At 61.9% G+C, this 20,588-nt stretch carries 20 protein-coding genes; 18 read left to right on the top strand and 2 right to left on the bottom strand.

Features of this window, described 5'->3' with window-relative positions:
* Window positions 1-12: 12 nt before the first annotated feature.
* The 11 genes from aroA to cysM all read left to right on the top strand — a co-directional run bounded on the left by aroA (window position 13) and on the right by cysM (window position 11,569).
* Window positions 13-1,317, top strand: a complete 1,305-nt coding sequence (gene aroA / locus KHO33_RS09635; RefSeq protein ID WP_200564659.1) for a 3-phosphoshikimate 1-carboxyvinyltransferase — start codon at window positions 13-15, stop codon at window positions 1,315-1,317.
* Between the two features lie 34 nt (window positions 1,318-1,351).
* Window positions 1,352-2,038 (top strand): (d)CMP kinase, encoded by a 687-nt coding sequence (gene cmk / locus KHO33_RS09630; RefSeq protein WP_200564658.1) that lies wholly within the window; start codon window positions 1,352-1,354, stop codon window positions 2,036-2,038.
* A gap of 171 nt (window positions 2,039-2,209) precedes the next feature.
* On the top strand, window positions 2,210-3,943 hold the full coding sequence (gene rpsA, locus KHO33_RS09625) for a 30S ribosomal protein S1 (RefSeq protein ID WP_028200080.1): 1,734 nt from the start codon (window positions 2,210-2,212) through the stop codon (window positions 3,941-3,943).
* 104 nt (window positions 3,944-4,047) lie between these two features.
* Window positions 4,048-4,374, top strand: a complete 327-nt coding sequence (locus tag KHO33_RS09620) for an integration host factor subunit beta (RefSeq protein ID WP_028200079.1) — start codon at window positions 4,048-4,050, stop codon at window positions 4,372-4,374.
* Between the two features lie 360 nt (window positions 4,375-4,734).
* Entirely contained in the window at window positions 4,735-5,028 is a 294-nt protein-coding gene (locus KHO33_RS09615) for a LapA family protein (RefSeq protein WP_054037219.1), read from the top strand.
* Window positions 5,029-5,097: 69 nt separating this feature from the next.
* Window positions 5,098-6,273, top strand: coding sequence for a lipopolysaccharide assembly protein LapB (gene lapB, locus KHO33_RS09610; RefSeq protein ID WP_200564657.1), 1,176 nt, complete (start codon window positions 5,098-5,100; stop codon window positions 6,271-6,273).
* A 126-nt stretch (window positions 6,274-6,399) separates the two neighbouring features.
* Entirely contained in the window at window positions 6,400-7,815 is a 1,416-nt protein-coding gene (locus tag KHO33_RS09605) for a UDP-glucose dehydrogenase family protein (RefSeq protein ID WP_200564656.1), read from the top strand.
* Entirely contained in the window at window positions 7,769-8,776 is a 1,008-nt protein-coding gene (gene rfaE1, locus KHO33_RS09600) for a D-glycero-beta-D-manno-heptose-7-phosphate kinase (protein ID WP_093639303.1), read from the top strand. Before KHO33_RS09605 ends, rfaE1 begins: the two co-directional genes overlap by 47 nt.
* A 144-nt stretch (window positions 8,777-8,920) precedes the next feature.
* Complete coding sequence (gene rfaD, locus KHO33_RS09595) at window positions 8,921-9,913, top strand: ADP-glyceromanno-heptose 6-epimerase (RefSeq protein ID WP_200564655.1); 993 nt, start codon at window positions 8,921-8,923, stop codon at window positions 9,911-9,913.
* A gap of 77 nt (window positions 9,914-9,990) precedes the next feature.
* On the top strand, window positions 9,991-10,392 hold the full coding sequence (locus KHO33_RS09590) for a ComEA family DNA-binding protein (RefSeq protein WP_054037207.1): 402 nt from the start codon (window positions 9,991-9,993) through the stop codon (window positions 10,390-10,392).
* A 274-nt stretch (window positions 10,393-10,666) separates the two neighbouring features.
* A complete protein-coding gene (cysM, locus tag KHO33_RS09585; RefSeq protein WP_200564654.1) occupies window positions 10,667-11,569 on the top strand; it encodes a cysteine synthase CysM in 903 nt (300 codons plus the stop codon).
* 135 nt (window positions 11,570-11,704) lie between these two features.
* Here the strand turns inward: cysM and mltB are convergent, their stop codons facing one another.
* Entirely contained in the window at window positions 11,705-12,934 is a 1,230-nt protein-coding gene (mltB, locus tag KHO33_RS09580) for a lytic murein transglycosylase B (protein WP_200564653.1), read from the bottom strand.
* Between the two features lie 200 nt (window positions 12,935-13,134).
* Here mltB and KHO33_RS09575 point away from each other — a divergent pair, with 200 nt between their 5' ends.
* Window positions 13,135-14,058 (top strand): histone deacetylase family protein, encoded by a 924-nt coding sequence (locus KHO33_RS09575; protein ID WP_200564652.1) that lies wholly within the window; start codon window positions 13,135-13,137, stop codon window positions 14,056-14,058.
* Between the two features lie 63 nt (window positions 14,059-14,121).
* Complete coding sequence (locus KHO33_RS09570) at window positions 14,122-14,922, top strand: enoyl-CoA hydratase (RefSeq protein ID WP_200564651.1); 801 nt, start codon at window positions 14,122-14,124, stop codon at window positions 14,920-14,922.
* 48 nt (window positions 14,923-14,970) lie between these two features.
* Here KHO33_RS09570 and KHO33_RS09565 read toward each other — a convergent pair whose 3' ends face one another.
* Window positions 14,971-15,873, bottom strand: coding sequence for an alpha/beta hydrolase (locus KHO33_RS09565; RefSeq protein ID WP_200564650.1), 903 nt, complete (start codon window positions 15,871-15,873; stop codon window positions 14,971-14,973).
* A 251-nt stretch (window positions 15,874-16,124) separates the two neighbouring features.
* On the opposite strand from KHO33_RS09565, the gene KHO33_RS09560 reads away from it, so the two are divergent.
* The 5 genes from KHO33_RS09560 (at window position 16,125) to KHO33_RS09540 (ending at window position 20,584) form a co-directional block, all read left to right on the top strand.
* Window positions 16,125-17,159: a methionine ABC transporter ATP-binding protein gene (locus tag KHO33_RS09560; protein WP_200564649.1), complete on the top strand. Its 1,035-nt coding sequence runs from the start codon at window positions 16,125-16,127 to the stop codon at window positions 17,157-17,159.
* Complete coding sequence (locus KHO33_RS09555) at window positions 17,149-17,802, top strand: methionine ABC transporter permease (protein ID WP_054037200.1); 654 nt, start codon at window positions 17,149-17,151, stop codon at window positions 17,800-17,802. Before KHO33_RS09560 ends, KHO33_RS09555 begins: the two co-directional genes overlap by 11 nt.
* A 33-nt stretch (window positions 17,803-17,835) precedes the next feature.
* Window positions 17,836-18,636, top strand: coding sequence for a MetQ/NlpA family ABC transporter substrate-binding protein (locus KHO33_RS09550; RefSeq protein ID WP_200564648.1), 801 nt, complete (start codon window positions 17,836-17,838; stop codon window positions 18,634-18,636).
* 249 nt (window positions 18,637-18,885) lie between these two features.
* Window positions 18,886-19,635, top strand: a complete 750-nt coding sequence (locus KHO33_RS09545) for an electron transfer flavoprotein subunit beta/FixA family protein (RefSeq protein WP_200564647.1) — start codon at window positions 18,886-18,888, stop codon at window positions 19,633-19,635.
* Window positions 19,636-19,648: 13 nt separating this feature from the next.
* A complete protein-coding gene (locus tag KHO33_RS09540; protein ID WP_093640641.1) occupies window positions 19,649-20,584 on the top strand; it encodes an electron transfer flavoprotein subunit alpha/FixB family protein in 936 nt (311 codons plus the stop codon).
* Window positions 20,585-20,588: the final 4 nt, after the last annotated feature.

Genomic DNA, 20,588 nt, shown 5'->3' with positions numbered 1-20,588 from the left:
CTGGACTCAATCATGGAATTCCTCGATCTCGGACCATTTTCTCGTGCGTCCGGCACGGTTCGTTTGCCCGGCTCGAAAAGCATTTCGAATCGCGTGCTGCTGCTCGCGGCGCTCGCCGAAGGCGAAACGACGATCACGAACCTGCTCGACTCCGACGACACCCGCGTGATGCTCGACGCGCTCGAAAAGCTCGGTGTGCGTCTGAAGCGCGAAGGCGACACCTGTGTCGTGAGCGGCACGCGTGGCGCGTTCACGGCGCGCACGGCCGATCTGTTCCTCGGCAATGCCGGCACGGCGGTGCGTCCGCTGACCGCGGCGCTCGCCGTGAATGGCGGCGACTATCGTATCCACGGCGTGCCGCGTATGCACGAGCGGCCGATCGGTGATCTGGTCGACGGTTTGCGGCAGATCGGTGCGAAGATCGACTACGAAGAGAACGAAGGCTATCCGCCGCTGCGGATTCGCCCGGCGCAAATCACGGCTGATGCGCCGATCCGCGTACGCGGCGATGTGTCGAGCCAGTTCCTGACTTCACTGCTGATGACGTTGCCGCTGTTGCGTACCGAAAGCGGCGTAACGACCGTACAGGTGGACGGTGAGCTGATCTCGAAACCGTACATCGAGATCACGATCAAGCTGATGGAGCGTTTCGGCATCAAGGTCGAGCGCCATGAATGGCACCGGTTCATCGTGCCGGCGGGGCAGCGTTATCAGTCGCCGGGCACGATCATGGTGGAAGGCGACGCGTCGTCGGCATCATATTTCCTCGCGGCGGGCGCGCTCGGCGGCGGCCCGCTGCGGGTGGAAGGAGTGGGCCGCTCCAGCATCCAGGGCGACGTCGGTTTCGCCGATGCGCTCATCAAGATGGGCGCGAACCTGCAGATGGGCGACGACTGGATCGAAGTGCGCGGTGTCGGCAACGATAACGGCAAGCTCGATCCGATCGACATGGACTTCAACCTGATTCCGGACGCCGCGATGACGATCGCCGTCGCCGCGCTGTTTGCGGACGGCACGACCACGCTGCGCAACATCGCGAGCTGGCGGGTGAAGGAAACCGACCGGATCGCCGCGATGGCCATCGAACTGCGCAAGGTCGGCGCGAAAGTGCAGGAGGGCGAGGATTTCCTCGTCGTCACGCCGCCTGAAAAGCTGATTCCGAACGCTTCGATCGACACCTACGACGATCACCGCATGGCGATGTGCTTCTCGCTCGTGAGCCTGGGCGGCGTGCCGGTCCGGATCAACGACCCGAAGTGCGTCGGCAAGACGTTCCCTGACTATTTCGAGCGCTTCACCGCGCTCGCTCAACCCTGATTCGCTCTGAATCGACTGACGTGCGACTTTTTCGATGAAACCGATCCGTCCCTTTCACCAAACGCCCGTCATTACGATCGACGGCCCCAGCGCCTCGGGCAAAGGCACCGTGGCCGCGCTGGTTGCCGCGAATCTCGGCTTCCATTTGCTGGATAGCGGCGCGTTGTACCGGCTCGCCGCGCTGGCCAGCATGCGCTACAACATCGTGGCGGATGACGTCGAGGCGCTGGTAAAGCTGATCGACGACCTGCACATCACCTTTCGCGAGGGGCTGGCGCAGCTCGACGGCGCCGACGTATCCGCCGACATTCGTGCCGAAGAAGTCGGCAGCCGGGCCTCGGCGATTGCCGTGCACGCGCCCGTGCGAACCGCGCTGGTAGCCCGTCAGCGGGCTTTCCGTAAGGAACCGGGGCTGGTCGCCGACGGCCGCGACATGGGCACGGTGATCTTCCAGGACGCCGTGCTGAAGGTGTTCATGACCGCCAGCGTCGAGGCCCGTGCGGCACGCCGGCATAAGCAATTGATCCAAAAAGGATTTTCTGCTAATATAGATGACTTGCTCCGGGATTTGCGTGAGCGCGACGAGCGTGACAGTCAGCGCACGGCCGCGCCGCTCAAGCCCGCAGCGGATGCAAAGCTGCTTGATACTTCAGCATTGTCGGTCGACCAGGCGGTCGAACAGGTGGTGCAGTGGTATGAAGCATGGGTCCCGCATGCCTGATGTCCGAGTGGCGTCTGAGCAGTGGGCGCAGTAGAAAAGTAGTGAGAAGTAACGTTGTCAGTAGGTGCTCCGCGTGTGTTGTGGAGCGTGTATTAACCCCTTAACCCCGCGTGGCATTCGCTTTCTTGCCGAAGTTGCTGACCATCCGGCCAGCCGGGCACCGCGAGAACCATGCAAATTTTGATTTTTATGTCCGACCTGCAAACTTCCAACCCGAATACCGAATCTTTTGCGGCTCTGTTCGAAGAGTCGCTGACCAAGCAAGACATGCGCGCTGGCGAGGTGATCTCCGCCGAAGTCGTGCGTGTTGACCACAACTTCGTGGTCGTCAACGCTGGTCTCAAGTCCGAAGCCTACATCCCGCTCGAAGAGTTCCTGAACGACGCGGGCGAGGTAGAAGTGCAGGCGGGCGACTTCGTTTCCGTCGCGATCGACGCGCTGGAAAACGGCTATGGCGACACGATCCTGTCGCGCGACAAGGCGAAGCGCCTGGCTTCGTGGCTGTCGCTGGAAAAGGCTCTCGACAACAACGAACTCGTGACCGGCACGATCACGGGCAAGGTCAAGGGCGGCATGACCGTCATGGTCAACGGCATCCGCGCGTTCCTGCCGGGTTCGCTGGTTGACACGCGTCCGGTCAAGGACACGACCCCGTACGAAGGCAAGACGCTGGAATTCCGCGTCATCAAGCTCGACCGCAAGCGTAACAACGTCGTGCTGTCGCGCCGTGCTGTGATCGAAGCGACCCAAGGCGAAGAGCGCGCAAAGCTGCTCGAAACGCTGAAGGAAGGCGCGATCGTGGAAGGCGTGGTGAAGAACATCACCGATTACGGCGCGTTCGTGGACCTCGGCGGTATCGACGGCCTGCTGCACATCACCGACATCGCATGGCGTCGTGTGCGTCACCCGAGCGAAGTTCTGTCGGTTGGCCAGGAAGTCACCGCGAAGATCCTCAAGTTCGATCAAGAAAAGAACCGCGTTTCGCTGGGTATCAAGCAACTGGGCGACGATCCGTGGGAAGGCATTTCCCGCCGTTACCCGTCGGGCACGCGCCTGTTCGGTAAGGTCACCAACATCACCGACTACGGCGCATTCGTCGAAGTCGAATCGGGCATCGAAGGCCTGGTTCACGTGTCGGAAATGGACTGGACGAACAAGAACGTTGCACCGTCGAAGGTTGTTCAGCTGGGCGACGAAGTCGAAGTCATGGTTCTCGAAATCGACGAAGACCGCCGCCGTATTAGCCTCGGCATGAAGCAATGCAAGCCGAACCCGTGGGACGACTTCAGCCGCAACTTCAAGAAGGGCGACAAGCTGCAAGGCGCAATCAAGTCGATCACCGACTTCGGCGTCTTCATCGGTCTGCCTGGCGGCATCGACGGTCTGGTTCACCTGTCGGACCTGTCGTGGTCGGAAACGGGCGAAGAAGCAGTTCGCAAGTACAAGAAGGGCGACGAAGTGGAAGCGATCGTTCTCGGCATCGACGTCGAGAAGGAACGCATTTCGCTGGGTATCAAGCAGCTCGAAGGCGACCCGTTCAGCAACTTCGTTGCAATGAACGACAAGGGTTCGATCGTCGACGGCGTGGTCAAGACGGTAGATGCGAAGGGTGCAGTGGTTCAGCTGTCGGCGGAAGTCGAAGGCTATCTGCGTGCTTCGGAAATCGCACAAGACCGCGTGGAAGATGCTCGCAACGTGCTGAAGGAAGGCGACAAGGTCAACGCGATGATCATCAACATCGATCGCAAGTCGCGTGGTATCAACCTGTCGGTCAAGGCCAAGGATTCGGCTGAGCAACAGGAAGCGATCCGCGGCCTGGCTTCGTCGGATTCGAGCTCTGCTGCTACCGGCACGACGAACCTTGGCGCGCTGCTGAAGGCCAAGCTCGACGGTCAGAACCAGTAATTGAGGAACGCCCCCAAACCTGTCGCTCAGCGGCAGGTCCCCCGCGAGGGGGAGCATAACAACATGGGGGCGGCCCGGCGTTTTCTTGCGAGGTCTGCTGCAGTATGACCAAATCGGAATTGGTCGCCCAGCTGGCTACGCGATTTCCGCAGCTTGTACTTAAAGATGCGGATTTCGCGGTGAAGACGATGCTTGATGCGATGTCGGAGGCGCTTGCCAACGGCCATCGCATTGAAATTCGCGGCTTCGGCAGCTTCGGCCTTAATCGTCGTCCCTCCCGCGTCGGGCGTAATCCGAAGTCGGGCGAGAAGGTGCTGGTACCTGAGAAGTACGTACCGCATTTCAAGCCGGGCAAGGAATTGCGCGAACGGGTAGATCGACGTTCGGGCGAGCCGTTGAAGGCCGACGAGCCGGATGACGACGACCTGTAAATGCTTCGCTGTGCGGTTCGCAGCATGGCATTGGTAGCGTCAGCGGCCAAAGCCAGACGGCAAAAGACCAGAAAAAGCGCCTTCGGGCGCTTTTTTTTCGTCCACATCTTTTCTCCGTCTTTTCTCCGTTTTTTCGTCCGCTTTTTCGTTCCTGAAGCCCGGCACATTCCCCAATCGAACACACCTGCCCATGCATCCGCTTGCGGCAAGGTAAACCTCGCGTAAGTCCTCTATCAGCCAGTTCCTGCCCAGCCGCGAGGGCATCCATTACAATACGGGTCACTTCGGCGCGGGCAACACCGTGGCGCGACGCGTCATCAAGCCGGCGTCACCCCGCAACTGCCGTCAAGAGACCTATTCATGAAATTTATCGTCTGGCTGATCCGTGTGCTGGTGTTCGTGCTCCTGCTGGTGCTCGCACTCTCCAATACACAAACTGCTACGCTGAATTTCCTCGCGGGTTACGCGTGGTCGGCGCCTTTGATTCTGATCGGCCTCGCGTTCTTCGTGGTGGGGCTGCTGGCCGGGCTGGTGTCGTCCATGCCGGGCATGGTGCGCCTGCGCATGGAGAACGGCCGGCTCAAGCGTGAGTTGCGTGTGGCGCGCGAAGCTCCGGTGGTGGTCGAACAACCGCCCATGCCGCCGTTGATCTAAGTTGTCTTCTGCCGCGCTTCTGAAGCGCGGCTTTCCGCTTCCGCTTTCCCGCACATTTGCATTAATCGCATGGATCTAGACTTCTGGTGGCTGCTTGTCATACCCGTCGCTTTTGCGTTCGGCTGGATGGCCGCGCGCTACGACCTCAAGACGCTGCTGTCCGAAAGCGCCAACCTGCCGCGTTCGTACTTCCGCGGCCTGAATTTCCTGCTCAATGAGCAGCCCGACCAGGCGATCGACGCGTTTATCGAAGTCGTCAAGCTCGACCCGGAAACGATCGAGTTGCATTTTGCACTGGGTAACCTGTTCCGCCGCCGCGGTGAGACGGACCGTGCGATCCGCGTGCATCAGAACCTGCTGAGCCGCACCGATCTGCCGGTCACCGAGCGGGATCACGCGCTGTTCGAACTGGGCCAGGACTTTCTGAAGGCCGGTTTGCTCGATCGTGCCGAGGAAACCTTCCGCTCGCTCGAAACCGGCAATTACGCGTTGGGTGCGCAGCGTGCGCTGCTCACCATCTACCAGATCGAGAAAGACTGGGTTAAGTCGATAGATATCGCGCGCCATCTGGAAACAATGGGCGCCGAGTCGCTCGACAAGGACATCGCGCAGTTTCATTGCGAGCTCGCGCAGGAAGCGCTTCAGCAGAAAAACGCAGACGAGGCGCGCCGGCAGCTTGGCTTTGCATTGAAGGCGAACCCAACCAACGTACGCGCCACGATACTGTTCGGCGACGTTGACGCGACGGCCGGTTCACAAGAGGCCGCGATCGTCCAATGGCGGCGTGTGGAGGAACAGAATCCCGCCTATCTGCCGCTCGTCGCTGAAAAGCTGATGAAGGCCTATGAGGCGCTCGGCCGTCCGCAGGATGGCGCCGATCTGCTCATCACATGGGTGGACCGCTATCCGTCGAATGATCTGCTCGACGTGATCTATCAGTACATTGCAGCGGTGCGCGGGCCCGACGCCGCTCACGCGCTGGCACGCTCGCAGATGCAGAAGTCGCCGAATCTGGCGGGCATGACGCGTCTCCTGGAAGCGCAGGAAGCTGTCGCGGAAGAGCCGCGCAAGAGCGAGCTCGAGCTGATGCGTACGCTGATTCGCCAGCGCACCAAAAATCTGCCACGGTATACGTGCCAGAATTGTGGTTTCAGGGCGCGGCTGTTCTACTGGCAGTGTCCGGGTTGCAGCGGTTGGGAAACCTATGCGCCGCGTCGCGTCGAACCGATCACGGCGTCGAACTGATAGCGAATGGAATTGCATAGCCGCGCCGCAACGACGGCGGCCCGCCAGGCGAATTAGGCCGGGTGGGATCATGACGGCCTTGTTCACTACGAGAAACCCTCACCGGAACCCTCTACCGGAAAGCGTATGAAAATCACCATTATCGGCACGGGCTATGTTGGTCTCGTCACCGGCGCGTGCCTCGCCGAAATCGGCCATGACGTCTTCTGTCTCGACGTCGATCCGCGCAAAATCGAAATCCTCAACAACGGCGGCGTGCCGATCCACGAGCCGGGTTTGCTGGAGATCATCGCCCGTACGCGTGCGGCGCGCCGCATCACGTTTTCGACGGATATCGAAGCGAGCGTGGCGCACGGCGAGGTGCAGTTCATCGCTGTCGGCACGCCGCCCGACGAAGACGGCTCGGCCGATCTGCAATACGTGCTCGAAGCGGCGCGCAACATCGGCCGCACGATGAACGGCTTCAAGGTGATCGTCGACAAGTCGACGGTGCCGGTCGGCACCGCGCAACGTGTGCGCGCGGTGGTCGAAGAGGAACTGGCCAAGCGCGGGCTCGCCAATAGCGAACAGCACCGCTTCTCGGTGGTGTCGAACCCGGAGTTTCTGAAGGAAGGCGCGGCGGTCGACGACTTCATGCGTCCCGATCGCATCGTGCTCGGCAGCGACGAGGATGAGGCCGGCCTGCGTGCGCGCGAGCTGATGAAGCGTCTGTACGCGCCGTTTAACCGCAATCACGAACGCACGCTGTACATGGATGTGCGCTCGGCTGAGTTTACGAAATACGCCGCCAATGCGATGTTGGCCACGCGCATCTCGTTCATGAACGAGATGTCGAATCTGGCCGACCGGGTCGGCGCGGATATCGAAGCGGTGCGTCGCGGCATTGGCTCGGACCCGCGCATCGGCTATCACTTCCTGTATGCCGGCGCGGGCTACGGCGGCTCGTGCTTTCCGAAAGACGTGCAGGCGCTGATCCGCACCGCCGCCGAAACCGGCCACAATCTGCGCATCCTCGAAGCCGTCGAGGAAGTGAACTACAAGCAGAAAGACGTGCTGGTGAACAAGATCACGGCCAAGCTCGGTGAAGATCTGAGCGGCCGCACGTTCGCCGTGTGGGGTCTTGCATTCAAGCCGAATACCGACGACATGCGCGAAGCGCCGAGCCGTCGCGTGATCGCTGAATTGCTGGCGCGTGGCGCGCAGGTTCGCGCGTACGATCCGGTCGCGGTTGCCGAAGCGCGCCGTGTGTTCGCCATAGATCTGCACGATGCGCCGGACCAGCTTGCGCGTCTCACGTTCACGAGCACCCAGGACGAAACGCTCACCGGCGCCGACGCGCTGGTGGTCGTCACCGAATGGAAGGAATTCAAGAGCCCGGATTTCGTGCACCTGAAATCGGTGCTCAAGTCACCGCTGATTTTCGACGGCCGCAATCTGTACGAGCCGGACGCGATGACCGAACTCGGCATCGACTATCACTCGATTGGACGACCTTATGCCCAGCCCTCTGAATTTCCGGCCGATGTCTCCAGCAATGCCTGAAGCCGCTCAGTCCACACCCACGTCCGCACTGACCGTAGTGCCGCGCGAACGCCTTGGCGCGGCGCGCGTGCTGGTGGTCGGCGACGTGATGCTCGATCGCTACTGGTTTGGCGACGTGAACCGTATTTCGCCGGAAGCGCCGGTGCCGGTCGTGCATGTGCAGCGCCAGGAAGACCGTCTTGGCGGTGCCGCGAACGTGGCGCGCAATGCGGTGGCGCTCGGCGCGCAAGCGGGTTTGCTGTGCGTGGTCGGCCATGACGAGCCCGGCGAGCGCATCGTGCAACTCCTCGCCGAAAGTGGCGTGGCGCCGCATCTGGAACGCGATCCGGATTTGCTCACCACGATCAAACTGCGCGTGTTGTCGCGTCAGCAGCAGTTGCTGCGCGTCGACTTCGAAAACTCGCCGGCGCACGAAGTGCTGCTCGCGGGGCTCGCGCGTTTCGACGATCTGCTGCCGTCGCACGACGTGATCCTGATGTCCGATTACGCGAAGGGTGGTCTCACGCACGTCACCCAGATGATCGCCAAGGCGCATGCGGCGGGTAAGCCGGTGCTGGTCGATCCGAAGGGCGACGACTGGGAGCGCTATCGCGGCGCCACGCTGATCACACCGAATCGCGCCGAGTTGCGCGAGGTGGTCGGACAGTGGAAATCCGAAGAGGATCTGATCGCGCGCGTGACCAAACTGCGCGCCGATCTCGAGTTCAAGGCCTTGCTGCTGACGCGTTCGGAAGAGGGTATGACGCTCTTCGCCGACGACGGCATCCTGCATACATCGGCCGTTGCACGTGAAGTGTATGATGTATCGGGCGCGGGCGACACCGTGATCGCCACGCTCGCCGCCATGCTCGGCGCGGGTCTTACGCTGGTCGAGGCGGTCGGGCTCGCGAATCGCGCGGCCGGCATCGTGGTCGGCAAACTCGGTACCGCCACCGTCACCTACGACGAACTTTTTCATTGATGCAGCCCGCCGGGTTCCTCGCCTTGTGCTCCAGTTTCGACGGCGCATAAGAGGACCCCGCGAGGCGTCAACTGAGCTGTAGATCGGAGTTGGTGCAAAACACTTACTCCGATCCCATGCAAAGCCCATTACCGCAGGATCATCATGACCCTCATCGTCACCGGCGCGGCCGGCTTTATCGGCAGCAATCTCGTGAAGGCGCTCAACGAGCGCGGTGAACAACGCATCGTCGCTGTCGATAACCTCACGCGCGCGGACAAGTTCAAGAATCTCGTCGATTGCGAGATCGACGACTATCTCGACAAGACCGAATTCGTCGAGCGCTTCAAGCGGGGCGACTTCGGCAAAGTGCGCGCGATTTTCCACGAAGGCGCCTGTTCGGACACGATGGAAACCGACGGCCGCTACATGATGGACAACAACTTTCGCTATAGCCGTGAAGTGCTCGATGTCTGCCTCGCGCAGAATATCCAGTTTCTGTATGCGTCTTCGGCCGCGACGTATGGCGGCTCCAGCCGCTTCGTCGAAGAGCGCGAAGTCGAGCAGCCGCTGAACGTGTACGGCTATTCGAAGTTCCTGTTCGATCAGGTGATTCGCCGAGTGCTGCCCACCGCGAAGAGCCAGATTGCCGGCTTCCGCTATTTCAACGTCTACGGGCCGCGCGAGACGCACAAGGCGCGCATGGCGTCGGTAGCGTTTCACAACTTCAACCAGTTCCGCGCCGAGGGCAAGGTCAAGCTGTTTGGCGAATACAACGGTTACGCCGCGGGCGAGCAGACGCGCGATTTCGTCTCCGTCGAAGACGTGGTGAAAGTGAACCTGTTCTTCTTCGACAATCCGGACAAGTCGGGCATCTTCAACCTGGGCAGTGGCCGTGCGCAGCCGTTCAACGACATCGCGAGCACGGTGGTCAACACGCTGCGCACGTTGAACAACGAACCGCCGTTGTCGCTCGCGGAACAGGTGCAACGCGGCTTGATCGAATACATTCCGTTCCCCGATGCATTGCGCGGCAAATACCAGTGCTTCACGCAGGCCGACCAGACCAGGCTGCGTGCCGCCGGTTACGACGCACCGTTCTTGAGCGTGCAGGAAGGTGTCGATCGCTACGTACGTTGGCTATTCGGCCAGGTGTAAATCTTTCGGATACCTCTTTAAACTGGAATCTCCCGGTTGGTGATGGTCGCCAACCGGTTGTACGAGGGAGATTCCATATGTTTCGAAAAATTCTGGTTACCGCGGCCATGCTGGCCGCTTTTGGCCACGCGTACGCGGCGGTCGACGTCAACACGGCTAACGAGGATGCGCTGCGCGGCATCAAGGGCATCGGTCCTGCCAAAGCGAAAGCCATTCTCGACGAGCGTGCAGCGCATGGTCCGTTCAAGGACCCGGCCGATCTCGGCAAGCGCGTCAAAGGCATGGGCGGGCATACCGTCGAGCGCCTGCAGGCGGAGGGTCTCGCTGTCGGTCCGGCTGGCGCGGCTGCTAACCCGCAGGCTGCGGCGTCTGCACAGAGCAAAGGCGCGGCCGCTGCGGGTAATGGCGCCAACGCGGCCAACTCGACTAGCGCGGCCACTACCCAAAAGAGCAACGCCACTGTGGCGGTGAAGAAATAGCCTGACGCGGGCCGTGCGCGTGAGGCGGGTCACCTCGCGCGTATGGCCTGTTACCGTCGTTACCCTTCATGGTCGGAGTGGTTAAGAACACTCCTTCAGCTGTCATGCAGATGACTGGCTCCCGCGGTTCTCAGCCGCGGGCTTTTTGCGTTATGCGCGCACGTCGGTCAGCACCTGCATCCATGCGGCTAGAAGGGCCGCACGGCAGCCGTGCGCACGGTGGTTTAGAATCGATGGATTGAAGACTCCGCGCATCGACAGCACCAGACCCGATATGGCTTACAAAACGATTGAAGATACGATCGGCAATACGCCGCTCGTGCAACTCGTCCGGCTCCCTGACGACGAGATCCGCAGCCGCAATAACGTGATTCTTGCAAAGCTCGAGGGTAACAATCCTGCGGGTTCGGTGAAGGACCGTCCGGCGCTGTCGATGATCAAGAAAGCGGAAGCACGCGGGCGCATCAAGCCGGGCGACACGCTGATCGAATCGACCAGTGGCAACACCGGCATCGCCTTGGCCATGGCTGCGGCGATTCGCGGCTACAAGATGGTGCTGATCATGCCGGAAGACCTGTCGGTGGAGCGCCGTCAGAGCATGGCGGCCTACGGCGCGCAGATCATACTGACGCCGGTCACGGGCGGCATGGAATACGCGCGCGATCTGGCTGAGCAGATGCAGCGCGAAGGCAAGGGCATCATCCTCGATCAGTTCGCGAACCCGGACAATCCGGCCGCGCACGTCGAAGGCACCGGTCCGGAAATCTGGCGCGACACTGAAGGGCGCATCACGCACTTCGTCTCGTCGATGGGCACGACCGGCACGATCATGGGCGTGTCCAGCTATCTGAAGGAACAGAATCAGGCGATCGAGATCATCGGCGCGCAGCCGGAAGAGGGCTCGCGCATTCCGGGCATTCGCAAATGGCCGGAAGCCTATCTGCCGAAGATTTTCGATCGCAGCCGTGTAGACCGCGTCGAGAACGTGAGCCAGGCCGCAGCCGAAGCGATGGCGCGGCGCATGGCCTCGGTCGAAGGGATCTTCGCCGGCATCTCGTCGGGCGGCGCCTGTGAGGTGGCGTTGCGCGTCGCGCGCCAGGTCGAGAACGCGACGATTGTGTTTATCGTCTGCGATCGGGGCGACCGGTATCTGTCGACGGGTGTGTTCCCGGCTTGATCGCGCTGCGGCGTATTGAGTGGCCCTCAGAACGAGATGGCCAATAAAAAAGCGCCGGTTTAACCGGCGCTTTTTTTATGTCGCTTGCTACCCGCTCGTGATGCAGTGAGAGTCTGACGACCGCCGCCGCTCAGCTCATTGCGACGCGGCAACCGGCGGCGCAGCATTGCTGCTGGCGTTCGCCGCATCGCTTGCTTCCATCTGAGCCTTGACCCGCTCGCCCAATTGATAAACCGCGAGCGCATAGAAGAAACTGCGGTTATAGCGCGTCAGCACGTAGAAGTTCTTCAAGCCCAGCATGAACTCGGTACCACGCCCCGGCGACGGCAGATCCACTACGGTGACCGGCGTGCCGGCTTCCGACGCGATATCGACACCCGGCTCGTTCAGCAGCAGTCCGGCACGCAGCAACTGGTCCAGCGGCCAGTGCGGCTCCGGCTTGCCGTCGGCGGCCGCTTGCGCCACGCCCAGGCTGCCGGCGTCCGTACCGATCTTCCACACCACCGGCCGGCCGTTTTCCCAGCCGTTCTGGCGCAGATAATTCGCCACGCTGCCGATCGCATCCGCCTGGCTTGTGCGCAGATCGATCTGTTTATTGCCGTCGTAGCTCACCGCGTATTGCACGATGCTGCTCGGCAGAAACTGCGGAATGCCGATCGCGCCAGTGTAGGAACCGAGCACGGTGGTCGGATCGATTTGCGAATCGCACGTCCAGACCAGGTAATCTTCAAGATTCTTGCGGAAGGTCGCCTGGCGATCCGCGCGATTGGCGGTGTTCGGGTAGTCGAAACTGAGCGTGGTCAGCGCGTCGAGCACGCGGAAGTTGCCCATGAAGCGCCCATAGATCGTCTCCACGCCGATGATGCCGACGACCACTTCCGGCGGCACGCCAAACTCTTCGTAGGCGCGCTGCAGCGTGGCCTGGTTGGCGCGCCAGAAACGCACGCCGGCGTTGATGCGCACCTGGTCTAGAAAGCGCGACTGATATACGCGCCAGTTCTTGACCGACGGGGAGGGTGCGGGCGTGACGAGCTTGACCGCGGTGGCCGAATAGCTCACGCGAGCGAACAACGCATGCAATGCGGCTTCGTCGAAGTCATAGCGCGCGGACATGTCGCTGATGAACGCGTCGACATTCGGGTTGTTCGCGTAGCGCTGCGGAATGATCTCTTCTTCGAAGGTTTGCCCTTGCGGCACCGCCGGTTGCGGTTGGCTTTGCGCGAGCAGCACCGGCGGCTTTTTCGCGGCGCTTTGCGCCATCGCCGGACTGGTTGCCATGAACATGCACGATGCGACGGACAGTGCGGCGGTTGCGGTCTTCATGCGTAGCCGGTTTCGTGCAGACAGAGCAAGCTTGACGGTCATAGTGAGCTGGGGGCGCAGTGCGAAAGAGACAGGGGGAAACGGACAGGGCAGTATACCCGACGCTTTCTGCAAAACTGTGCCTGGCGCGTCACAGTCGCATGGTGTGGTAACTTGGCAAATGTTGGCGTGCCCAGTGTGTGCGCCCATGGACGGAGACACGCCGCGCGCGCCTTGAAAGCGCCGCGCCGCAGATGAGAATCATGGCAACAGGCTTCTATTCCCACGCCGATTGTTTGCTGCACGATATGGGGCAATGGCATCCCGAATGCCCGGCGCGCCTGCAGGCAATCGAAGATCAATTGATCGCGAGCCGCATCGACTCGCTGATCGAGCGCGAGTCGCCGCCGCTCGCCGATGACGCCGCGCTGTTGCGCGTGCATACGCAAGCCCACGTCGATTACGTCCGCAGCCGCTCGCCCGTGGAGGGTCTCACCGAAATCGATCCCGATACGTCGATGAACCCGTACACCTTGCAGGCCGCGTTGCGCGCGGCCGGCGCCGCGGTGGCCGCGACCGACGCCGTGATCGAAGGCCGCTACGACAACGCGTTCTGCAGCGTGCGCCCGCCTGGCCACCATGCGGAGCCGGCGCGTGCAATGGGCTTCTGCTTCTTCAACAACGTCGCGATCGCCGCGCGTCATGCGCTTGAAGTGCACGGCTTGCAGCGCGTGGCGATCATCGATTTCGACGTCCATCACGGTAACGGCACCGAAGCAGCCTTTTCGGGCGACTCGCGCGTACTGATGTGCAGCATCTTCCAGCATCCGTTTTATCCGTTCAGCGGCGCCGACAATCAGGCGCCCAACATGTGCAATGTGCCGATGCCGGCACGCTCGAAAGGCATGGCGGTACGCGAGGCGGTCGACATGATGTGGCTGCCGCGCCTGCATGATTTCAAGCCGGAGATGATCTTCATCTCGGCCGGCTTCGACGCGCATCGCGAGGACGATCTCGGCAACATGGGTCTGGTCGAAGACGACTACGCATGGATCACCGATCAGATGCGCGAGATCGCGAAGCGCTATGCGCAGGGACGGATCGTCAGTTGTCTCGAGGGCGGGTACAACCTGTCGGCATTGGGGCGCAGCGTGGTGGCGCACGTGCGCTCGCTGGCCGGAATCTGAGTTGTCACGCGACAAAGGCTGCACCAACGTCGCGAAATGCACGAATTCAACGAGGAGCGAGCCATGAATGCCGAGGTGCGCAGTGCGTCGCTGGTCGAAATCGAACACGACGCCTACGGCGTGCCGGGCGTCGTCCGTTTGACGATGAACCGGCCCGATGCCTTCAACGCGCTCTCCGAGGCTCTGCTCGACGCGTTGCAGTCGGCGCTGACGGCGCTGGCGGAGTCCGACGCGCGGGTGGTAGTGATCGCCGGCGCGGGCCGCGCGTTCTGCGCGGGACACGATCTGAAGGAAATGCGCGCGGAGCCCTCGCTTGCGTATTACCAGGCGTTGTTCGCGCGCTGCACGAAACTAATGCTGACGATCCAGCGCTTGCCGCAACCGGTGATCGCGCGTGTGCACGGCATCGCCACGGCGGCCGGCTGTCAGCTGGTCGCGATGTGCGATCTGGCAGTTGCTGCCGACACGGCGCGCTTTGCCGTCTCGGGTGTCAACCTGGGTCTTTTCTGCGCGACGCCTTCGGTGCCGCTGTCGCGCAATCTCTCGCGCAAGGCGGCGCTCGAAATGCTGCTCACCGGCGATTTTATCGACGCTCTCCAGGCGAAGCAGCAAGGGCTCGTGAATCGCATTGCGCCGGCGGACGCGCTCGATGCAGAGGTCGCGCGCCTCGCGAAGAGCATCTGCGCGAAACCCGTCGAAGCGGTGAGCGCCGGCAAGGGCCTGTTTTATCGCCAGCTCGAAATGGGGATCGAAGCGGCGTATCAGTTAGCCGGCCAGACCATGGCTTGCAACATGATGGACGACTCCGCGCTCGAAGGCGTGCAGGCGTTCATCGACAAACGACCGCCCGACTGGAAGCGCTAGCCGGGCCGTTCCTGGCCTTCTGCGCGCCGTGCGGCGCTCAGGCCTTACTCAGACTTTAGGCAGCCGTTTCTCGATCCAGTCGATCAGCGCGCCGATCACCCGGTCCCGGTCGAGATCGCTCATCGTCTCGTGATAGCTGTCTTCGTGCATCGTGAGCGTCTTGTCGGGCGATCCTGCGTGCGCGCCGAAATCGCGGCTGCCGTCGGGCTCGGTGAGCTTGTCGGCGGTGCCGTGATACACCAGCAGCGGTACGCGCAGGCCAGCACGGCCACGTTCGATGCGCGCCATCGCCAGCAACAACTCCGCACCTGTACGCGCGGGAATCGCGCCGTGATGAACCAGCGGGTCATTGCGATTGGCGTTCACCACGGGCTGAAGGCGCGACAGTAAGGCCGCGTCGATTTTCATCGCCGGGAAGGTCGGCCAGATGCGGCTGATCACCTGGCTTACCTTGAGCATCCAGCGCGGCACATCGCGGCCGGGCGCGAGCGCGGGGCTCGACAGGATCAGACCGCTCAACCGACGCCCGCTTGCCTCGAGCCGCTCGATTGCGTAAAGCGCAGCAACTGCGCCACCCATGCTGTGGCCCATCAGGAACAGCGGAGCGCAACTGGTTGCCGCCTCATCGAGCAAGGCCTGGGCGTCGAGCAGATAGTCGTCGAACCGGTCGACCCACACGCGTTTGCCCGGCGCATGCCCATGTCCGCGCAAATCGATAGCGACGAGTTCGATGCCGGCCGAGTTCAGCCGATCCGCCAGTGCCGCGTAACGCCCGGCGTGCTCCGCGAGCCCGTGTACCAGCGCGACCGTGCCGCGCAGAGGTGTCGTGGCGGGCCAGCGATACAACGGCAGTTCGACGCCGTCGCTCGTCGTGACCGTGGAGCGCAGCGCGGGGGCGCCTTTCGGAGCGGCCGCTGCGGGACGCACATTGCCGGATCGGGTTGTTTCCATAGTGGCCGTTTATCCTGGATGGGTCCTGATTTCGATTCGCCCGATCATAGTCGCAGCGGGCGCGCACGCGCGAGCATCTCGCGCCGGGCACGCCTCTAATGCTCTGTGGTTATGAAAAGATCGAAATTGATTATTAAAGGGAATGACGACGCTGCGGTAGAATTGCGGCCTCAAATCCCAATAAAAGCAACGGCGGCCGCTTGTCGGGAGCGCACAACGCTCGTTGGCAAACTCCGCCGTTTCGTTTTTCCATGATCGAAATACGCAATATCTCTCAGCGGTTCGCCGGACCCCGGGGCTGGGTCGAAGCGCTGCACAACGTCAATCTGTCGATTCCGGCGGGTGAGGTGTTCGGCATCATCGGCCGCAGCGGTGCGGGCAAGAGTACGCTCGTGCGCACCATCAATCTGCTGACGCGTCCGAGCGAAGGCAATATTGTTGTCAACGGCCGTGATCTGACGACGCTGCCCGCCGCGCAATTGCGCGAGGCGCGTCGCGAAATCGGCATGATCTTCCAGCACTTCAACCTGCTGTCGTCGCGCACGGTGTACGAGAACGTGGCGTTGCCGCTCGAACTCGCCGGCATGAAGCGCGACGAGATCGAGGCGAACGTGCTGCCGCTGCTCGAACTGGTCGGCCTGTCGGCGCAGAAGGATCGTTATCCGGCGCAGATCAGCGGCGGACAGAAGCAGCGTGTGGGCATCGCGCGTGCGTTGGCGAGCAAGCCAAAGGTGCTGCTTTCCGACGAAGCGACTTCCGCGCTCGATCCCGAAACCACGCGCTCGATCCTCGATCTGCTCAAGCGTATCAATCGCGAACTCAACCTGACGATCGTGCTGATCACGCACCAGATGGACGTGATCAAGCAGGTCTGCGACCGCGTCGCGGTGCTCGACGCCGGCCGTGTGGTCGAAGAGGGCAAGGTCATCGACGTCTTCCTGCAACCGCATCATGAAGTGACGCGCGCGCTGATCGGCGACGTGATCGCGCAGGAACTGCCGCCCGCGATGAAGGCGCGCGTGGCCGAACGCCTGAAGACCGGCAGCGGCCACTTGCTGCGCCTCGCGTTCACCGGTTCGGGTGTCGATCAGCCGATCCTGTCGGAAACGATTCGCCGCTACGAACTCGACTTCAACATCCTGCACGGCCAGATCGACGAGATCCAGGGGCAGGCGTTCGGCTCGCTCGCGGTGCTCGCGGGGGGCCAACCGGCGAAGGTCGCACAGGCGCTGACCTATCTGCGCGAACAGGGTGTGGTGGTAGAGGAGCTGTCGTATGTTGAGTGAAATGTTCGATATGTTCGTCCAGTCGTTCTGGGAAACGCTCGTGATGGTGGGCATCTCCGGACTGGTCGGCGCGGCGGTCGGTTTGCCGCTTGGCGTGCTGCTGTATCTGACGGACCGTCAAGGCGTGCTGCAGAACATCGCCGTGAATCGCGTGATGGGCGTGATCGTCAATGCCGTGCGTTCCACACCGTTCATCATCTTGCTGGTTGCCGTGATTCCGTTCACGCGCCTCGTGGTGGGTTCGTCGATCGGCACGGCTGCGGCCGTGGTGCCGCTGACGATCGCCGCGGCGCCGTTCATTGCGCGTCTGGTCGAGACGGCTCTGCGGGAAGTCGATCGCGGTCTGATCGAAGCAGCGCAGGCGATGGGCGCGACTACCAGTCAGATCGTTTTCAAGGTGCTGTTGCCGGAATCGCTGCCGGGTGTGGTCGCCGGTTTGACGATCACCTTCGTCTCGCTGGTCGGCTATTCGGCGATGGCCGGTGCGATCGGCGGCGGCGGGCTTGGCGATCTGGGCATTCGTTACGGGTATCAGCGTTTTCTGCCGGAAGTGATGGTGACGGTCGTGGTGATCCTGATCGTCTTCGTGCAACTGGTGCAGTCGTTCGGGGATTGGCTCGTGCGTCGTTTGAGCCATAAGTAAACAACAGAATCGATAGGTTCGGAAAGGTCCATCATGCAACGTCGTTTCATTCTCAAGCTGGCCGCCACACTTGGCGCCGCGTCGCTGTTCTCTGCCGCCACCATGGCTCACGCTGAAGACACGATCAAGGTCGGCGTCACCGGCGGCCCGCACGCGCAGATCATGGAAGTCGTGAAGACGGTCGCGGCGAAGAACGGTCTGAACATCAAGATCGTCGAGTTCTCCGACTACGTGCAGCCGAATGCGGCGCTCGCCGGCGGCGACCTGGACGCGAACAGCTACCAGCATGACCCGTACTTGCAGGCCCAGGTGAAGGACCGCGGCTACAAGCTGATTCGCATCGCCGATACGGTCACGTACCCGATGGGCATCTATTCGAAGAAGGTGAAGACGCTGGCTGAATTGCAGCCGGGCGCGAAGATCGCGGTGCCGAACGATCCGACCAATGGCGGCCGGGCACTCCTGTTGCTGCAGAAGCAGGGTCTGCTGAAGCTGCGCCCGGACGCGGGTCTCAAGGCGACACCGCTCGATGTCGTCGACAACCCGAAAAAGCTGAAGATCGTCGAACTCGACGCCGCGCAGATCCCGCGCTCGCTGAATGACGTGGACGCCGCCGCGATCAATACGAACTTTGCGATGGAAGCGGGTTTGAAGCCCAAGCAGGACGCCATCGCGATCGAAGACCCGAAGGGTCCGTACGTGAACATCATCGCAATCCGCGAAGCTGACAAGAGCAAGCCGTGGGTTGCGAAGCTGGTCGCGGCGTATCATTCGCCGGAAGTGAAGCAGTTTGTCGAAAGCAAGTTTGGTGGGGCGGTGATCACCGCCTGGTGAGTTGGCGGCCGATTTATCGGCCGTTTCGCCTGACAAGACACGACGGCAATGCAAAATTAGAGTCGTAGGTCTTAACCCGGGGTTGTCTCCCGGGTTTTTTCGAGATTAAAATAGAACGATCGTTCGTTATTGCCGTCACGCCGCTGAGGAGCGATATCCTTCTGCTAGAGCGCCCGCGACCAGGCTGCCATGAGGGCAGTCGCTATAATGTCCGTTGGGTTGACGTATTCGTAACTTTGGAGCGTGTGCATGAAAATCCTGGTGCCAGTCAAGAGAGTGGTCGATTACAACGTGAAGGTCCGGGTCAAATCGGACGGCACGGGCGTCGACATCGCGAACGTGAAGATGTCGATGAATCCGTTCGACGAAATCGCGGTTGAAGAAGCCGTTCGTCTGCGCGAAGCGGGCGTGGCGACCGAAGTGATCGCCGTGTCGGCGGGTGTCACGCAAGCGCAGGAAACGCTGCGCACGGCGCTGGCAATCGGCGCGGACCGTGCGATCCTGATCGAGTCGGGCGAGGACCTGCAGCCGCTGGCCGTCGCCAAGCTGCTCAAGGCGCTGGTCGACAAGGAACAGCCTGGGCTGGTGATCCTCGGCAAGCAGGCCATCGACGACGATTCGAACCAGACTGGTCAGATGCTGGCGGCACTGGCGAACCTGCCGCAAGCTACGTTTGCCTCGAAGGTTGTCGTCGCTGACGGCAAGGCTACGGTGTCGCGCGAAGTCGACGGTGGTGCTGAAACGCTGTCGCTGAGCCTGCCGGCCGTGATCACCACCGACCTGCGCCTGAACGAGCCGCGCTACGTCACATTGCCGAACATCATGAAGGCGAAGAAGAAGCCGCTGGAAATCATCAAGCCGGAAGACCTCGGTGTTGATGTGACGCCGCGCCTGAAGACGCTGAAAGTCGTTGAGCCGCCGAAGCGCTCCGCCGGTGTGAAGGTGCCGGATGTGAAGACGCTGGTCGAGAAGCTGAAGACCGAAGCCAAGGTGCTGTGAGGAGACGGACGAAATGACGAATCTGGTAATTGCTGAACACGACAACGCGTCGATCAAGGCCGCGACGCTGAACACGATTGCAGCCGCGCAGAAGATTGGTGGCGATATCCACGTGCTGGTGGCAGGTCACAACGCGCAGGCCGCAGCGGACGCCGCCGCGAAGATTGCAGGTGTTTCGAAGGTCCTGCTGGCCGACGCCGCGCAACTCGAAGCGGGTCTGGCGGAAAACGTTCAGGCAACCGTGATGAACATCGCGAAGGACTACACGCACATCCTCACGCCGGCGACTGCCTACGGCAAGAACATCGCGCCGCGTATCGCCGCGAAGCTCGACGTCGCGCAGATCAGCGACATCACCGCAGTGGACAGCGCCGATACGTTCGAGCGCCCGATCTATGCAGGCAATGCTATCGCCACGGTTCAATCTCAAGATCCGATCAAGGTCATCACGGTTCGCACGACCGGCTTCGACCCGGTGGCAGCAGAAGGCGGCAGCGCAACGGTTGAGAAGATCGAAGCGGCAGCCGACACGGGCCTCTCGCAGTTCGTGAGCCGTGAAGTGACGAAGCTGGACCGTCCGGAGCTGACCTCGGCGAAGATCATCGTCTCGGGTGGCCGTGGTCTCGGCAATGGCGAGAACTACACGAAGGTTCTGGAGCCGCTGGCGGACAAGCTGAACGCAGCGCTGGGCGCATCGCGCGCGGCAGTGGATGCGGGCTTCGTACCGAACGACTATCAGGTCGGCCAGACCGGCAAGATCGTTGCGCCGCAACTGTATGTGGCGGTCGGCATCTCGGGTGCGATCCAGCATCTGGCCGGGATGAAAGACTCGAAGGTCATCGTGGCGATCAACAAGGACCCGGAAGCGCCGATTTTCAGCGTCGCCGATTATGGTCTGGTGGGCGATCTGTTCACGGTCGTGCCGGAACTCGTTAGCGAGCTCGGCTAACAGC

This window comes from Paraburkholderia nemoris (assembly GCF_905221015.1).
Lineage (GTDB): Bacteria > Pseudomonadota > Gammaproteobacteria > Burkholderiales > Burkholderiaceae > Paraburkholderia > Paraburkholderia nemoris.
Note: the sequence above shows the minus strand (reverse complement) of the source record. Positions and strands in the feature narration are given on the sequence as shown.

Coding starts and splice junctions, on each gene's coding strand:
- aroA (WP_200564659.1), top strand. CDS start 13: ATGGAATTCCTCGATCTCGGACCATTTTCTCGTGCGTCCGGCACGGTT.
- cmk (WP_200564658.1), top strand. CDS start 1,352: ATGAAACCGATCCGTCCCTTTCACCAAACGCCCGTCATTACGATCGAC.
- rpsA (WP_028200080.1), top strand. CDS start 2,210: ATGCAAATTTTGATTTTTATGTCCGACCTGCAAACTTCCAACCCGAAT.
- KHO33_RS09620 (WP_028200079.1), top strand. CDS start 4,048: ATGACCAAATCGGAATTGGTCGCCCAGCTGGCTACGCGATTTCCGCAG.
- KHO33_RS09615 (WP_054037219.1), top strand. CDS start 4,735: ATGAAATTTATCGTCTGGCTGATCCGTGTGCTGGTGTTCGTGCTCCTG.
- lapB (WP_200564657.1), top strand. CDS start 5,098: ATGGATCTAGACTTCTGGTGGCTGCTTGTCATACCCGTCGCTTTTGCG.
- KHO33_RS09605 (WP_200564656.1), top strand. CDS start 6,400: ATGAAAATCACCATTATCGGCACGGGCTATGTTGGTCTCGTCACCGGC.
- rfaE1 (WP_093639303.1), top strand. CDS start 7,769: ATGCCCAGCCCTCTGAATTTCCGGCCGATGTCTCCAGCAATGCCTGAA.
- rfaD (WP_200564655.1), top strand. CDS start 8,921: ATGACCCTCATCGTCACCGGCGCGGCCGGCTTTATCGGCAGCAATCTC.
- KHO33_RS09590 (WP_054037207.1), top strand. CDS start 9,991: ATGTTTCGAAAAATTCTGGTTACCGCGGCCATGCTGGCCGCTTTTGGC.
- cysM (WP_200564654.1), top strand. CDS start 10,667: ATGGCTTACAAAACGATTGAAGATACGATCGGCAATACGCCGCTCGTG.
- mltB (WP_200564653.1), bottom strand. CDS start 12,934: ATGACCGTCAAGCTTGCTCTGTCTGCACGAAACCGGCTACGCATGAAG.
- KHO33_RS09575 (WP_200564652.1), top strand. CDS start 13,135: ATGGCAACAGGCTTCTATTCCCACGCCGATTGTTTGCTGCACGATATG.
- KHO33_RS09570 (WP_200564651.1), top strand. CDS start 14,122: ATGAATGCCGAGGTGCGCAGTGCGTCGCTGGTCGAAATCGAACACGAC.
- KHO33_RS09565 (WP_200564650.1), bottom strand. CDS start 15,873: ATGGAAACAACCCGATCCGGCAATGTGCGTCCCGCAGCGGCCGCTCCG.
- KHO33_RS09560 (WP_200564649.1), top strand. CDS start 16,125: ATGATCGAAATACGCAATATCTCTCAGCGGTTCGCCGGACCCCGGGGC.
- KHO33_RS09555 (WP_054037200.1), top strand. CDS start 17,149: ATGTTGAGTGAAATGTTCGATATGTTCGTCCAGTCGTTCTGGGAAACG.
- KHO33_RS09550 (WP_200564648.1), top strand. CDS start 17,836: ATGCAACGTCGTTTCATTCTCAAGCTGGCCGCCACACTTGGCGCCGCG.
- KHO33_RS09545 (WP_200564647.1), top strand. CDS start 18,886: ATGAAAATCCTGGTGCCAGTCAAGAGAGTGGTCGATTACAACGTGAAG.
- KHO33_RS09540 (WP_093640641.1), top strand. CDS start 19,649: ATGACGAATCTGGTAATTGCTGAACACGACAACGCGTCGATCAAGGCC.